The organism is Klebsiella oxytoca, assembly GCF_009707385.1.
Classification (GTDB): Bacteria; Pseudomonadota; Gammaproteobacteria; order Enterobacterales; family Enterobacteriaceae; genus Klebsiella; species Klebsiella oxytoca_C.
Map to the genome: position 1 here is coordinate 4079955 of NZ_CP046115.1, position 14423 is coordinate 4094377.

A 14423-nucleotide genomic window follows, 5' to 3' on the forward strand; every position below is an offset into this window, starting at 1 on the left:
CTCGTTTGCGATAGTGGTTTCCTCACCGAGGATGACGTAACGATACCATACAAAGTAAAGATTTCAATCCATAATCCGTAAATTTTAGTTTACAATAGCAAATTAATTGGGAATTAATCCACTATTTTTGTACAAATTAATTTACACCACCAGTCTGAATACCGATTACCGCCCCATATGAACAGGTTACGCTTACGAAAAATCCTGGTGAGAATTATCTTAAAGCAGCGCGGCTGGCTAATGACGCTCTTCACCAATGATGCTATTCTTCGCTCAGGTTTCAGCAATCTGCCCCCCCGCGCTATGACAACCTGACGGAATCGTAATGAGAGTTCTTAACCGTCTTTTTTTGACTTTAGTACTATCGCTCGTGGGTATCTCTGCTGTTGCCTCCGGACCGTCTGAAAATGTTCGGACGATCGTTTCAGGAATCGTGACTTATACTCGCTGGCCGCAGTTATCCGGTCCGCCAAGATTATGTATTTTTTCGACATCACGTTATATCCATAGCCTCGCCAAAGAAGCGCCGGAATTATTGCCTTATAAACCTGTGATTGTTCGTAATACAGAAGAAGCCTTACATACGACCTGCGATGGTTTTTATTTTGGCAGTGAATCACCGACCCAACAGTCTGAATTTACAGCCAAATATGGAAACCGCCCCCTATTACTTATTGCGGAACAAAATATTGATTGCTCTATTGGCAGCGCTTTTTGCTTGCTCATAAATAATGAGAGAGTCAGATTTTCCGTAAATCTGGATGTACTGACGCACAGCGGCGTTCGGGTTAATCCCGATGTGCTGATGCTTGCCCGGAAAACATCACATGAATAAGGATTTTTCTCAGGCCCCGCGCCCCACATTTAAACGAGCGCTACGCCGTATCAGCATGATCAGCGTGGTTATCTCTATGACACTGGTCTGGCTGTTGCTGTGCACCGCTTCCATATTCACCCTTAAACAGTATGCGCAAAAAAACCTGGAGCTCACCGCGGCCACCATGGGCCGTAGTCTGGAAGCAGCGCTGGTATTTGGCGATAGCGCGGCAGCTGAAGATACTCTGGCGACGCTCGGGAAACAGGGGCAATTTTCCAGAGCAATTTTGGTTGATGCCAGGCAAAAACCTTTCGCTTCATGGCATAACGATGGTCTGGCCCGACAGGATAGAATCAGCGACGTTATCAGCAAATGGTTATTCCCCAAACCGACAGTGCAAACTATCCAGCATCAGGGAAAAATGATTGGTGAACTCCGTCTGACCGCGCTGGACAGATTGATTACCTATTTTCTTGGCATCTCAATTCTTGTACTAACCGGCAGCATTTTTCTTGCTTCCTGTATTGCTTTGTTACTGACTCATTCATTGCATCGCGGCATTGTGGCTGCGCTACAAAGCATTACCGAAGTCGTTCACGACATCCGCGAGAATCGTCATTTTTCTCGCCGGGTTCCTGAAGAGCGTATTGAAGAATTCCACCTCTTTGCCCAGGATTTTAATAGTCTGCTGGGTGAAATGGAGGACTGGCAGCAGCAGCTTCAGGATAAAAATGCCCAGCTCCTGCGCAGCTCATTGCACGATCCATTGACCGGTCTGGCTAACAGGGCGGCTTTCTATAACGTCATTAACGAATTGATGAAAGACGAAAGCGTACATAGCAGTTCAGCGCTTTTATTTCTTGATGGCGATAATTTCAAGCTCATTAACGATAACTGGGGCCATGCTGCCGGCGACAAAGTGTTAATTGAAGTAGCGAACCGCCTGATGGCCTTTGTCGGCACACAGCATCAGGCATGGCGTCTCGGCGGCGATGAATTTGCTATTCTGCTGCGTAATGTTCATTCAGAAGCCGAAGTTCAGGCTCTGTGCAGTAAGCTGTCCGAACAGTTTCTCCCGCCGTTCCATCTCCATAACGGCCACACCGTCAGGCTGACGCTGAGTATTGGCTACGCTTTAACCTGGGAACATGCCTCTGCGGAAAATCTGCAAGAGCTTGCCGATCAAAATATGTATCGGATGAAACACCAGCGCTTACAGCAAACGCAAAAATAAAAGGAATCACCATGATCGGCAAATATTTCGCTCCTGCTTTACTGGCCGCACTTTTTCTTAGCGGCTGCCAGGCTCCGCAAGGGAAATTTTCCACGGAACAAATTGCAGCTATGAAGTCATACGGTTTTACTGAAACCAACGGTGACTGGTCATTAGGAATAGCTGATACCATCTTATTTGATAAGAACGACTACCATCTGCGTGCCGATAGCAAACAGCAAATTCATACGATGGCTTCACGTCTGGCGATTACCGGTATTACCCACAGTCACCTGGAAGGCCATACTGATAATTACGGCGAAGACAGCTACAACGAAATGTTATCGCTGAAGCGCGCTAACAGCGTAGCGGATGCCTGGGCCGAAGGTGCAAATATTCCGCGCGCAAATTTGACAACTCTCGGCCTGGGGAAAAAGTATCCGATAGCCAGTAACGATACAGCGCAAGGCCGTGCTGAAAACCGCCGCGTCACGGTAGTCATCAGCACGCCTTAAATAACCTACTCGACTGATTTACTCTGAACCATCGCCGTTGCAGTGCGCCAGCGCAGATAATCAACGGCGAGACATGCCGCCAGACTGAGCCCCATTAGCGGCAGCGCCAGCCCCAACAATCCCGCAATAATGCCTGTTATCACACGAGCGGGCCACGCCAGGTCAAACCACGCCTGTATTAATGTATTAGCCGGATTAAATGCCGCATGCGCCGGACGGCGGATCCACCACAAGCGATATCCCACGACTATCATCACGCAGAGTGCAGCCCCGAATGCAATAAGCAGAAGCTGATTGGCAAGACCAAACAAAATACCCATATGGAAATCAACGCCCCAGCGGGTTAGCTTAGCCATCAGAGGAAAATCGGTAAAACGAGTACGGTCCACGACCCGCATATTTGCACCATCGATCGCGACGGCATCAACCTGAGTCGGCCAGCTTCTGTCGATTTCATTCACCGTCCACGCGAGCCCGGAACCGGATGGCGGACGAATCTCAAGCTTGCTGGCATCCAGTCCAGCCGCGCGAGCAGCCTGCAGAACTTTATCAAAATCCTCTACGCGTAGCGGCGATACCATCTCCTCCGTCGTCACGCTTCGCATATGATGTTCCGCATGCGGATCGTGCACGACCGGTACATCACTTTGCAGCCGCGTATTCACCTGTGGCGTTAACCAACCAAAGGCGGTGCGCATCTTGTCGACGTTAGCGCCGGCCCATTGCGACCAGGTTAAACCTGTCGCAGAGAATAAGATCATACCGACCAGCAGCGCCCATCCGAGAGATACATGCAGACGGCGATGATTCTGCATCTTATTATTGATGCGACGACGCGGCCGGGTCATCGACCACAACGCGATCCCGCCGAGAGCGGCAACCCACATCCAGGATGCGGCCAGTTCACTGTAAAGTCGTCCGAAGTTACCCAACAGCAGCGAGCGGTGAGCATAATCAATCCACTGACGCAGCGGCAAAATGCCGCTGGTGCCGTATGCCGGCATATCCCCTTTCACGCTTAAAGTTACCGGGTCAATAAAAATGGCCCGCGTTTCAGACTCCCCAAGTTTAGGATCGACAAACATTACGCGGGTAGTTTCTCCAGCGTTTATCGCCGGACGAACGGCCTGTAAACGCAGCCTTTCATCGGTAGCCTCCTTAGCGCGCATAATTTGCGCGCTAAGCGGCTGCTTTGCGCCACTAAGCGTACCGCGTAGAGCATCCTGATAAAGCCAGCTCTCCAGCTGTGGAGTGGCAACATATAGCGTACCGGTCAAAGCAGCCACAAAAATAAACGGCCCGATAAATAATCCAATATAGAAATGAAGACGACGCAGCAGGTTCAGCCATGCCGCGCGCGAGGTGCAGGTAGTCATACTTTTCCTTTTTTAAAGCAAAAGAGAACGTTGCGCAGTGCGCACATTATTTTTATGTAAAGGAGTAAGCAGGCAGGACCGGCGGCGCTCGGGTTTCGGGATAAAGCCAGGGAAAGTAATGCCAGTGTTTGAGTATCGGTCGGGTAACAGCAATCCGCTGGCGTCGAAGTATCATACTAGCCAGCAGCACCAGCGCGAGAATCAGACCCGGAACCTGAGCTAGCAGTACGCAGTAGCCACAGGCTTCAGCATGATCGAGCGGCATGCTATGCGCGTGTTCCGGAATCGAGGCGTCAGTATGCATTATGGGCATCTGATGTGATGGCATCTCTTCCGACATTTCCATCGTTGAATGGTGCATACCGCTCATCGGATCTTTTTGTAGCGCAACAGAGATCAGCGGCGCCACCACGATCAGCAGGATCGTAAACAGCGCAAGCCATGCGGCCCGTAGTCGAAATGCTGAGTGATGAAAAATAGTGCTGGCCACCGTCCCTCCGAATGAGGGCCATATTGTAAATGATTCTCAATGAAATGTTTAAAATGAAGATAAAAAAAGGGCTGGCCCAGCAGGCCAGCCCTCTCATTCAGGATGTCGCGAAAGCGAATCTTAGTTAAGACGCTCTTTGATACGAGCAGACTTACCGGTACGCTCACGCAGGTAGTACAGTTTAGCTTTACGTACAGCACCACGACGTTTGACAGAAATGCTGTCAACTACCGGAGAGTGAGTCTGGAAGACACGCTCAACGCCTTCGCCGTTGGAAATTTTACGAACAGTGAATGCAGAGTGCAGACCGCGGTTACGAATAGCGATAACCACGCCCTCGAATGCCTGCAGACGTTTTTTGGAACCTTCAACAACCCATACTTTCACTTCCACGGTATCACCCGGACGGAAGGAAGGTACGTCCTGCTTCATCTGTTCTTGTTCAAGTTGCTTAATAATGTTGCTCATAATTTAATCTCTTATCCTGGGTAAACTGATATCGGGGGCTTACGCCATCCCATCATGTTTATGTTGCTGTTGCGCCAGTTCTTTTTTGAACTCCGCCAGCAACCTTGCTTGCTCTTCAGTCAGAGCCAGGTTTTCCAAAAGTTCAGGTCTTCTAAGCCAGGTTCGGCCCAGCGACTGCTTCAGACGCCAGCGACGTATCTCCGCATGGTTTCCCGACAGTAACACTGGCGGTACCTCCATGCCTTCTAACACTTCAGGCCGCGTATAGTGCGGGCAGTCCAGCAATCCTTCAGCAAAAGAATCTTCAATTGCTGAAGCTTCATGACCCAGAACCCCCGGAATAAACCGGGAAACGGAGTCAATCAACGTCATTGCCGGCAGCTCACCACCGCTGAGAACGTAATCACCAATTGACCATTCTTCATCAATTTCGGTCTGAATTACGCGCTCATCTACGCCTTCGTAGCGACCGCACACCAAAATCAGTTTCTGATTAGCTGCCAGTTCGCTGACGCCCGCTTGATCAAGCTTGCGTCCCTGAGGTGAAAGATAGATCACCTTTGCGCCTTCACCTGCCGCGGCTTTTGCTGCATGAATGGCGTCCCGCAAGGGTTGCACCATCATTAACATCCCCGGTCCGCCGCCGTAAGGACGATCGTCCACGGTACGGTGCCGGTCATGAGCGAAATCACGAGGACTCCAGCTCTGGATGCTCAGCAGGCCATTTTTTACTGCCCGGCCAGTTACCCCGTAATCGGTAATTGCGCGGAACATTTCAGGAAACAGGCTAACAATACCTATAAACACAAGCCAATCCCCATAGTGCCGTTTTTTTACCGTTTATTCGGAGAATTTAAAAACCAGGATCCCAATCTACTTCGATAGTACGAGTAGCGAGATCGACTTTCTTGATAACCTGCCCATCGAGGAACGGAACCAGCCGCTCCTTGATACCAAATGCATCTTTCAGGTTTGCCTTGATGACGAGAACGTCATTAGACCCGGTTTCCATCATATCGATGACTTTGCCGAGGCTATAGCCTTCAGTGGTAACAACCTGGCAGCCCATAAGGTCTTTCCAGTAATAATCACCTTCTTCAAGCGCTGGCAGCTGCGATGAATCCACGACAATTTCGCAATTAGTCAATAGATTCGCTGCATCGCGATCGTCAATGCCTTGCAGCTTAATGACGATATCCTGATTGTGGTGGCGCCAGCTTTCCAGCTCGACAACCTGCCACTGACCCGCTTTCTGGATAAACCAGGGCTGATAGTCAAAAATGCTTTCGGCGTCTTCGGTGGAGGAAAACACTCTGAGCCAACCACGGATACCGTAGGAAGAACCCATTTTGCCCAATACAATCGGATCAACAGGTGCTTGTGCGGTGTGTTGCTTGCTCATCATGACCACCGTGACAGATTAAGCTGCTTTGTTAGCGGCTTTGATCAGCGCAGCTACGCGATCGGAAACAGTAGCGCCCTGGCCAACCCAGTGAGCGATACGATCCAGATCCAGACGAGTTCCTTCTTCGTTCGCGGAAGCGATCGGGTTGAAGAAACCAACGCGCTCGATGAAGCGACCGTTGCGTGCATTACGGCTGTCAGTAACAACAACCTGGTAGAACGGACGCTTTTTTGCGCCGTGACGTGCTAAACGAATAGTAACCATAACATCCTCTTGTGTGAATAAAACACCGGGCCCCATCGAGGAACGGAGCCCGGTGTCATATTAAAAGCCCGAAAATTTTACTGATTTTTGGGGAAATTGCAATCAGCAGTTGATAAGTCTGCTGTAATGGCCGTCGGCGGTGCAGTCAGTTTGGTTCCGGCGTGCGCGCAGCCACCGGAACGTACACGTAGCTCATGAGCATTTACTCGCTCCGCTCGCCCTCCGGGCCGCCCAGAAGGGCGTTCAAAACACATTGGTGTTTTGTCGAGCACACCCCGGAGCTAACATGGCAAACAAGATAGCCTTATACCCTTGTTTTCAGCGGCCAGGGAAACCAGGCGGCATCATCCCTTTCATTCCACGCATCATCTTCATCATGCCGCCTTTCGACTTCATCTTCTTCATCATGCGCTGCATATCGTCAAACTGCTTGAGCAGACGGTTCACATCCTGCACCTGCATTCCACAACCTGCGGCGATGCGGCGCTTACGCGAACCTTTAATAATTTCCGGTTTAGCACGTTCTTTCAGCGTCATCGAGTTGATGATGGCTTCCATACGCACCAGCACCTTATCGTCCATCTGCGATTTAACGTTGTCCGGTATCTGCCCCATGCCCGGCAGTTTGCCCATCAGGCTGGCCATACCGCCCATATTTTTCATCTGACGCAGCTGTTCAAGGAAATCGGTAAGGTCGAAACCATCGCCTTTTTTCAGCTTGGAAGCCAGCTTCTCAGCCTGCGCGCGGTCGACCTTACTTTCGATATCTTCGATAAGCGACAGAACGTCGCCCATACCCAGAATACGCGATGCGATACGATCGGGGTGGAACGGCTCCAGGGCTTCAGTTTTCTCGCCAACGCCGAGGAACTTGATTGGCTTACCGGTGATATGACGGATCGACAGCGCCGCACCGCCGCGGGCATCGCCGTCCACTTTCGTCAAGACGACCCCGGTCAAGGGCAGAGCTTCGTTAAACGCCTTCGCCGTATTTGCCGCATCCTGACCGGTCATCGCATCGACCACGAACAGGGTTTCTACCGGGTTCAGCGAGGCGTGGACTTGCTTAATCTCGTCCATCATCGCTTCATCAACGTGCAAGCGACCGGCGGTATCCACCAGCAGCACGTCGTAGAATTTAAGCTTCGCTTCTTTCAACGCGGCATTAACGATATCAACCGGCTTCTGACCCACGTCAGATGGGAAGAAATCAACGCTAACCTGCTCAGCCAGCGTTTCCAGCTGTTTGATCGCCGCGGGGCGATAAACGTCAGCAGATACAACCAGCACTTTCTTCTTATGCTTTTCACGCAGGAATTTACCCAGCTTAGCGACGCTGGTGGTCTTACCTGCCCCCTGCAAACCAGCCATCAAAACTACCGCTGGCGGCTGAGCGGCTAAATCCAGCGCCTGATTCTCTTCGCCCATTGCAGCAACCAGTTCGTTGCGGACAATTTTGACGAACTCCTGACCCGGGGTCAGGCTTTTGTTCACTTCATGGCCTACCGCGCTCTCTTTTACGCGGTTGATGAAGTCACGAACGACAGGCAGAGCAACGTCCGCCTCCAGCAGCGCCATGCGCACTTCACGCAGGGTGTCTTTAATATTGTCTTCGGTAAGGCGTCCGCGGCCGCTAATGTTGCGCAGCGTACGGGACAAACGATCGGTTAAATTATCAAACATTGTCTCTCGCCTGAGATGGAAACGGTCGGTCGCCGCAGCGACACAAAAACGGAATGGGCGCAGTATAACACGACATAAACGCGAATGTGCTGCAACGGTTGGAGCCAGAGTCGCGTGACGTTATACTGCTTCTCTTTACTATTTAGTCAACAGTCGACGCGCATATGCCTGTTTTTGCTCTACTCGCCCTTGTCGCCTACTCTATCAGCCTCGCGCTGATCGTCCCCGGTCTGCTGCAAAAAAACAGCAGCTGGCGGCGGATGGCGATTCTTTCCGCAACTATTGCGTTGATTTGTCACGCCTTTGCGCTGGAATCACGCATTTTTCCCGGCGGCGAAAGCGGGCAAAATCTTAGTCTATTAAACGTAGGCTCGCTGGTCAGCCTGATGATCTGTACGGTAATGACCATAGTCGCATCGCGTAATCGCGGCTGGCTATTGCTGCCCATTGTTTATACCTTCGCCTTGATCAATCTCGCGTTCGCAACCTTTATGCCGAACGAGTACATCACTCATCTTGAAACCACGCCGGGGATGTTGGTCCATATCGGCCTGTCGCTCTTTTCTTATGCTACGCTGATTATCGCGGCCCTTTACGCTCTACAACTGGCGTGGATTGACTATCAGTTGAAGAATAAGAGGTTAACATTCAGTAGCGAAATGCCGCCGCTGATGAGCATCGAACGTAAAATGTTCCATATCACTCAGATAGGTGTAGTTCTATTAACCCTGACGCTATGTACCGGGTTGTTTTACATGCACAACCTGTTTAATGCGGAAAACATTGATAAAGCAGTACTGTCTATCATCGCGTGGTTTGTTTATATCGTCCTGCTGTGGGGCCACTATCATGAAGGGTGGCGCGGACGCCGGGTCGTCTGGTTTAACGTGACTGGTGCAGGACTGCTGACGCTGGCCTATTTTGGTAGCCGTGTATTGCAACAGTTCATGAGCTAAGTCTTTAAGGAATCCTAATTGGAACATATCTCCACCACCACGCTGATCGTAACGCTGATCATCATGGTGGTAATCTCCGCCTATTTCTCCGGTTCTGAAACCGGCATGATGACGCTAAATCGCTACCGCCTGCGGCATCTGGCCAAACAGGGCAATCGTCAGGCAAAACGCGTCGAAAAGCTGCTACGCAAACCCGACCGTCTCATTAGCCTGGTACTCATTGGCAATAACCTCGTCAATATTCTTGCCTCGGCGCTGGCTACCATTGTGGGTATACGCCTGTACGGCGATGCCGGCGTCGCCATTGCTACCGGCGTTCTGACGTTCGTGGTTCTGGTATTTGCCGAAGTGCTGCCAAAAACCATCGCGGCGCTCTATCCGGAAAAGGTGGCCTATCCCAGTAGCCTCCTGCTCGCGCCGCTGCAGATACTGATGATGCCGCTGGTGTGGCTACTCAATACCATAACCCGCATTCTGATGCGTATTATGGGCATTAAAGCCGACATCGTCATTAGCGGGGCATTAAGTAAAGATGAACTGCGTACTATCGTGAATGAATCACGCTCGCAAATATCTCGTCGTAATCAGGACATGCTGCTGTCCGTTCTGGATCTTGAGAAAGTCAGCGTTGATGACATCATGGTTCCGCGCAGCGATATTGTCGGTATCAATATTAATGACGACTGGAAATCCATTGTCCGCCAGTTGACCCATTCTCCGCACGGGCGCATCGTGCTTTATCGCGATACCCTTGATGATGCCATCAGCATGCTGCGGGTACGTGAAGCTTACCGCCTGATGACGGAGAAAAAAGAGTTCACTAAAGAGGTTATGCTGCGCGCCGCCGATGAAATTTACTTTGTCCCGGAAGGAACTCCGCTCAGCACCCAGTTGGTAAAATTCCAGCGTAATAAGAAGAAAGTAGGCCTGGTAGTTGATGAATACGGAGATATTCAGGGTCTGGTCACAGTTGAGGATATCCTTGAGGAGATCGTCGGTGACTTCACGACTTCAATGTCGCCTACGCTGGCTGAAGAGGTCACACCGCTTAACGATGGTTCAGTCATTATCGACGGGTCCGCGAACGTACGTGAAATCAACAAGGCATTTAACTGGCATCTGCCGGAAGATGAAGCGCGAACAATTAACGGTATTATCCTCGAGGCACTCGAAGAGATCCCTGCTCCAGGCACCCGCGTACGCATCGAACAGTACGATATCGATATTCTTGATGTTCAGGAGAATATGATTAAACAAGTGAAGGTTATGCCGGTAAAACCCATCCGCGAAAGCGTGGCTGAATCCTAGTTAACCTTATGGTATCTGACAGATATGAACAGAAAAACGGCTACCCTGTGGTAGCCGTTTCGCTTATTTACTTCGCTTTCGCCACGGTAACCATCGCCGCGCGAATAGTACGACCATTCAGGGTATAGCCCTTCTGCATAACGCCCAGAACGTTGCCAGCCGCTACGTCGTCAGACTCAACCATCGCGATGGCCTGATGTACGTTCGGATCCAGCGGCACGTTGGTATCAGCGACGACTTCCACGCCGAACTTACGTACCACGTCCAGCATCGACTTCAGCGTCAGTTCGATACCCTCGACCATTGGCGCCAGATCCGGATTCGCCTTATCAGCTACTTCCAGCGCGCGATCCAGGCTGTCGATTACCGGCAGCAGTTCATTGACGAACTTCTCAAGCGCAAACTTATGTGCTTTTTCGATATCCAGCTCGGTACGGCGGCGCAGGTTATCTTCATCGGCTTTCGCACGCAGCAATACTTCACGTTCGCGCTTCTGGGCTTCAACAAGCTGAGCTTCCAGATTCGCAATTTTTTCATCGCGCGGATCCACCTGCTCAGCCGAAACCTCAGGCTCTACCGCCTCAACGTCGTCGTGCTGCTCCGTGATAATTTCTTCCGGGGCTTGCCCCTCAGGCGTTTTCTGTTCTTTACTACTCATGAATTTCTCCGCGTTTTTTTTCGCATTCATCTCGCTAACTTCGCTTATTATGGGGATCAGTTTCCGGGTTTCAAGGGAACGCAGCCATATTGTCACTATTCATTTAACGCAAGGACATCCAGATCATGAAGAATCACTTCAAGTGTATAGGCATTGTGGGACACCCTCGTCACCCAACCGCGCTGACCACACATGAAATGCTCTGGCGCTGGTTGTCCAGCAAAGGTTATGAAGTGCTGGTTGAGCAGCAAATCGCACATGAATTACAGCTGAGTAATGTGAAAACAGGAACGCTGGCGGAAATTGGTCAGCAGGCGGATCTGGCCGTTGTGGTAGGTGGAGATGGCAATATGCTCGGCGCGGCACGCACGCTGGCGCGCTACGATATTAACGTCATTGGAATTAACCGAGGTAATCTCGGCTTTCTGACCGACCTCGATCCGGATAACGCGCTACAGCAGCTCGCCGATGTGCTTGAGGGTCATTATATCGCCGAAAAACGCTTCCTGCTGGAAGCTCAGGTGTGCCAGCAGGATTGCCAGAAGCGCATCAGCACGGCAATTAACGAAGTTGTCCTGCACCCCGGCAAAGTGGCGCATATGATAGAGTTTGAAGTCTACATTGACGAAGTATTTGCTTTCTCTCAGCGCTCCGATGGTCTGATTATCTCTACGCCTACCGGTTCCACGGCTTATTCACTCTCTGCCGGGGGACCTATTCTTACCCCTTCACTGGATGCTATCACCCTGGTTCCTATGTTCCCGCATACGCTTTCAGCCCGTCCGCTGGTGATCAACGGCGACAGCACCATCCGTCTACGCTTTTCTCAGCGCTGTAGCGACCTGGAGATTAGCTGTGATAGCCAGATAGCGCTTCCGATTCAGGATGGTGAAGATGTGCTGATCCGCCGCTGCGATTATCACCTCAATCTTATTCATCCAAAAGATTACAGTTATTTCAATACATTAAGCACCAAGTTAGGCTGGTCAAAAAAATTGTTCTAATTTCATGGCCAACCTCTTTACTGGATAAAAAACCATATTATACTGTACGAAAACACAGTAATGGTTTTTCATACAGGAAGGCGGCTATGTTGGCACAACTCACCATCAGTAATTTTGCTATCGTTCGTGAGCTGGAAATCGATTTTCACAGCGGTATGACCGCCATTACCGGCGAAACTGGTGCCGGTAAATCGATCGCTATCGATGCGTTGGGGCTATGCCTCGGTGGTCGTGCAGAAGCCGACATGGTGCGCAGAGATGCCAGCCGGGCTGATTTATGCGCCCGCTTCTCCCTTAAAGACACGCCAGCCGCTCAGCGCTGGCTGGAACAGAACCAGCTGGAAAGTGGACGTGAGTGTTTACTTCGCCGCGTCATCAGCGCAGACGGCCGCTCTCGCGGGTTTATTAACGGGACGGCGGTCCCTTTATCCCAGCTCCGGGAACTAGGTCAGCTGCTTATCCAGATTCATGGTCAACATGCACACCAGCTGCTAACTAAACCCGAACATCAGAAAACGCTGCTTGATGGCTATACCGGTGAGTATGCGCTTACTCAGCTTATGGCGGAACGCTATCAGCAATGGCATAAAAGCTGTCGCGAGCTGGCACTGCATCAGCAGCAAAGCCAGGAACGCGCGGCTCGTGCGGACCTGCTGCAATATCAATTAAAAGAGCTCAACGAGTTCAACCCGCAGGCGGGTGAATTTGAGCAAATCGATGAAGAATACAAACGCCTGGCCAACAGCGGACAGCTACTGACTACCTGTCAGCATGCGCTGACGGTGCTGGCTGACGGCGAAGAATCCAACCTGCAAAGCCAACTCTACGCTGCGAAACAGCTGGTGAGCGAGCTGGTCGGAATGGACGGTAAACTCTCCGGGGTGCTGGATATGCTGGAAGAAGCGTCTATCCAGCTGAGCGAAGCCACAGACGAACTGCGCCACTATCATGACCGCCTCGATCTGGATCCTAACCGCCTGTTCGAACTGGAGCAGCGCATTTCCCGACAGATCTCCCTGGCCAGAAAGCATCAAATTACTCCCGAAGAACTTCCAGAATTTTACCAATCCTTGCTGGAAGAGCAGCGTCTGCTTGATGATAGCGCTGGTTCTATAGAAACCCTGAGCCAGCTGGCCATTGAGCATCATCAGCTGGCGCTAAATACGGCAAAACAGCTGCATGCTTTGCGTCAGAAGAGTGCTGGTGAACTGGCTCAGTTAATCACAGAGAGTATGCACTCACTTTCAATGCCGCACGGTGTGTTCTCCATCGATGTCGCGTTTGATGAGCGTCATCTCACGGCCGAAGGCGCTGACCATATCGAATTCCGCGTAACCACCAACCCGGGTCAGCCGCTGCAGCCAATTGCCAAAGTTGCCTCCGGAGGTGAGTTATCGCGCATTGCGTTGGCTATTCAGGTTATTACCGCGCGCAAAATGGAAACCCCGGCGCTAATTTTCGATGAAGTAGATGTTGGCATCAGTGGCCCGACTGCGGCGGTCGTAGGTAGACTGCTGCGTCAGTTAGGGGAGTCAACCCAGGTGATGTGCGTTACCCACTTACCCCAAGTTGCCGGTTGTGGGCATCATCATTTCTTCGTCTGCAAAGAAACTGACGGTGAAATGACCGAGACGCATATGCAACCTCTGGATAAACGCGCTCGTTTACAGGAACTGGCCCGTCTGTTGGGCGGTAGTGAAGTCACTCGTAACACTCTGGCAAACGCGAAAGAGTTACTTGCCGCGTAAACTTTTTTATTTTCACAGAGTCATAGTGAACAGCAAATTGCCAATAGACCTGCAGCCGAAGGTTCCCAACTGGGCAAAGGTCTATTATCATCGGCATATTACAGATGAGCCACGTACTGCTCGGGCCCAAAAAGGAATCAAATCACTATGCGCTGTAAAACGCTGACTGCTGCCACAGCGGTTCTTCTTATGTTGACCGCAGGCTGTTCTACTCTGGAACGAGTGGTTTACCGTCCTGACATCAACCAGGGTAACTATCTGGCACCAACCGATGTAGCAAAAGTTCGTGTCGGCATGACGCAACAACAGGTTGCCTATGCTCTTGGTACTCCGATGATGTCGGATCCGTTTGGCACTAATACCTGGTTCTACGTTTTCCGTCAGCAGCCTGGACATGAAAAGGTTACCCAGCAGACTCTAACCCTGACTTTCAACAGTAGCGGTGTGCTGACCAACATTGATAACAAACCTGCCCTGACGGCAGAATAAGAGTATCAATACATAAAAAGCGCTCAATG

The 14423-nt window shown here is 51.0% G+C and carries 16 protein-coding genes; 8 read left to right on the forward strand and 8 right to left on the reverse strand.

Going from position 1 to position 14423, the window contains the following annotated elements; genetic code table 11:
- Positions 1-325: 325 nt before the first annotated feature.
- The 3 genes from GJ746_RS18945 to GJ746_RS18955 are packed head-to-tail and all read left to right on the forward strand — an operon-like array spanning position 326 to position 2545.
- Positions 326-835 (forward strand): YfiR family protein, encoded by a 510-nt coding sequence (locus GJ746_RS18945; RefSeq protein WP_154681579.1) that lies wholly within the window; start codon positions 326-328, stop codon positions 833-835.
- Positions 828-2051 carry a diguanylate cyclase DgcN gene (gene dgcN / locus GJ746_RS18950; RefSeq protein WP_154681580.1) on the forward strand — a complete coding sequence of 408 codons (1224 nt, stop codon included), beginning with the start codon at positions 828-830 and terminating at the stop codon, positions 2049-2051. Before GJ746_RS18945 ends, dgcN begins: the two co-directional genes overlap by 8 nt.
- Positions 2052-2062: 11 nt before the next feature.
- Complete coding sequence (locus tag GJ746_RS18955; protein WP_154681581.1) at positions 2063-2545, forward strand: OmpA family protein; 483 nt, start codon at positions 2063-2065, stop codon at positions 2543-2545.
- Positions 2546-2550: 5 nt separating this feature from the next.
- Here the strand turns inward: GJ746_RS18955 and GJ746_RS18960 are convergent, their stop codons facing one another.
- From GJ746_RS18960 to ffh, 7 genes are all read right to left on the reverse strand, one after another.
- Positions 2551-3921 carry a PepSY-associated TM helix domain-containing protein gene (locus GJ746_RS18960; protein WP_154681582.1) on the reverse strand — a complete coding sequence of 457 codons (1371 nt, stop codon included), beginning with the start codon at positions 3919-3921 and terminating at the stop codon, positions 2551-2553.
- A gap of 52 nt (positions 3922-3973) precedes the next feature.
- Complete coding sequence (locus GJ746_RS18965; RefSeq protein WP_154681583.1) at positions 3974-4411, reverse strand: DUF2946 domain-containing protein; 438 nt, start codon at positions 4409-4411, stop codon at positions 3974-3976.
- Positions 4412-4531: 120 nt separating this feature from the next.
- Positions 4532-4879, reverse strand: coding sequence for a 50S ribosomal protein L19 (gene rplS, locus GJ746_RS18970; protein ID WP_004104634.1), 348 nt, complete (start codon positions 4877-4879; stop codon positions 4532-4534).
- Positions 4880-4918: 39 nt separating this feature from the next.
- The gene (trmD, locus tag GJ746_RS18975) at positions 4919-5686 is read right to left on the reverse strand and encodes a tRNA (guanosine(37)-N1)-methyltransferase TrmD (RefSeq protein WP_154681584.1); all 768 of its coding nucleotides are present in this window, start codon (positions 5684-5686) and stop codon (positions 4919-4921) included.
- Between the two features lie 46 nt (positions 5687-5732).
- Positions 5733-6281: a ribosome maturation factor RimM gene (rimM, locus tag GJ746_RS18980; RefSeq protein WP_154681585.1), complete on the reverse strand. Its 549-nt coding sequence runs from the start codon at positions 6279-6281 to the stop codon at positions 5733-5735.
- 18 nt (positions 6282-6299) lie between these two features.
- Positions 6300-6548 (reverse strand): 30S ribosomal protein S16, encoded by a 249-nt coding sequence (rpsP, locus tag GJ746_RS18985; RefSeq protein ID WP_154681586.1) that lies wholly within the window; start codon positions 6546-6548, stop codon positions 6300-6302.
- Between the two features lie 318 nt (positions 6549-6866).
- On the reverse strand, positions 6867-8231 hold the full coding sequence (gene ffh, locus GJ746_RS18990; RefSeq protein ID WP_154681587.1) for a signal recognition particle protein: 1365 nt from the start codon (positions 8229-8231) through the stop codon (positions 6867-6869).
- A gap of 164 nt (positions 8232-8395) precedes the next feature.
- Between ffh and GJ746_RS18995 the strand changes: the two genes are divergently transcribed.
- Together GJ746_RS18995 and GJ746_RS19000 are read left to right on the forward strand one after the other, a co-directional pair.
- Complete coding sequence (locus GJ746_RS18995; protein WP_154681588.1) at positions 8396-9187, forward strand: inner membrane protein YpjD; 792 nt, start codon at positions 8396-8398, stop codon at positions 9185-9187.
- Positions 9188-9205: 18 nt separating this feature from the next.
- The gene (locus tag GJ746_RS19000) at positions 9206-10495 is read left to right on the forward strand and encodes an HlyC/CorC family transporter (RefSeq protein WP_154681589.1); all 1290 of its coding nucleotides are present in this window, start codon (positions 9206-9208) and stop codon (positions 10493-10495) included.
- A 67-nt stretch (positions 10496-10562) separates the two neighbouring features.
- Here GJ746_RS19000 and grpE read toward each other — a convergent pair whose 3' ends face one another.
- Positions 10563-11153, reverse strand: a complete 591-nt coding sequence (gene grpE, locus GJ746_RS19005) for a nucleotide exchange factor GrpE (protein WP_154681590.1) — start codon at positions 11151-11153, stop codon at positions 10563-10565.
- Positions 11154-11278: 125 nt separating this feature from the next.
- On the opposite strand from grpE, the gene nadK reads away from it, so the two are divergent.
- The 3 genes from nadK (at position 11279) to bamE (ending at position 14394) form a co-directional block, all read left to right on the forward strand.
- Positions 11279-12157, forward strand: a complete 879-nt coding sequence (gene nadK / locus GJ746_RS19010; protein ID WP_004104646.1) for an NAD(+) kinase — start codon at positions 11279-11281, stop codon at positions 12155-12157.
- An 86-nt stretch (positions 12158-12243) separates the two neighbouring features.
- On the forward strand, positions 12244-13905 hold the full coding sequence (recN, locus tag GJ746_RS19015) for a DNA repair protein RecN (RefSeq protein WP_154681591.1): 1662 nt from the start codon (positions 12244-12246) through the stop codon (positions 13903-13905).
- A 147-nt stretch (positions 13906-14052) separates the two neighbouring features.
- Positions 14053-14394, forward strand: coding sequence for an outer membrane protein assembly factor BamE (bamE, locus tag GJ746_RS19020; protein WP_154681592.1), 342 nt, complete (start codon positions 14053-14055; stop codon positions 14392-14394).
- Positions 14395-14423: the final 29 nt, after the last annotated feature.

Bases quoted from the DNA above. Each gene is read 5' to 3' on its own strand.
- GJ746_RS18945 (WP_154681579.1), top strand. From the start codon at position 326: ATGAGAGTTCTTAACCGTCTTTTTTTGACTTTAGTACTATCGCTCGTG.
- rplS (WP_004104634.1), bottom strand. From the start codon at position 4,879: ATGAGCAACATTATTAAGCAACTTGAACAAGAACAGATGAAGCAGGAC.
- ffh (WP_154681587.1), bottom strand. From the start codon at position 8,231: ATGTTTGATAATTTAACCGATCGTTTGTCCCGTACGCTGCGCAACATT.
- GJ746_RS18995 (WP_154681588.1), top strand. From the start codon at position 8,396: ATGCCTGTTTTTGCTCTACTCGCCCTTGTCGCCTACTCTATCAGCCTC.
- grpE (WP_154681590.1), bottom strand. From the start codon at position 11,153: ATGAGTAGTAAAGAACAGAAAACGCCTGAGGGGCAAGCCCCGGAAGAA.
- rimM (WP_154681585.1), bottom strand. From the start codon at position 6,281: ATGAGCAAGCAACACACCGCACAAGCACCTGTTGATCCGATTGTATTG.
- GJ746_RS18955 (WP_154681581.1), top strand. From the start codon at position 2,063: ATGATCGGCAAATATTTCGCTCCTGCTTTACTGGCCGCACTTTTTCTT.
- bamE (WP_154681592.1), top strand. From the start codon at position 14,053: ATGCGCTGTAAAACGCTGACTGCTGCCACAGCGGTTCTTCTTATGTTG.
- GJ746_RS18960 (WP_154681582.1), bottom strand. From the start codon at position 3,921: ATGACTACCTGCACCTCGCGCGCGGCATGGCTGAACCTGCTGCGTCGT.
- nadK (WP_004104646.1), top strand. From the start codon at position 11,279: ATGAAGAATCACTTCAAGTGTATAGGCATTGTGGGACACCCTCGTCAC.
- dgcN (WP_154681580.1), top strand. From the start codon at position 828: ATGAATAAGGATTTTTCTCAGGCCCCGCGCCCCACATTTAAACGAGCG.
- rpsP (WP_154681586.1), bottom strand. From the start codon at position 6,548: ATGGTTACTATTCGTTTAGCACGTCACGGCGCAAAAAAGCGTCCGTTC.
- recN (WP_154681591.1), top strand. From the start codon at position 12,244: ATGTTGGCACAACTCACCATCAGTAATTTTGCTATCGTTCGTGAGCTG.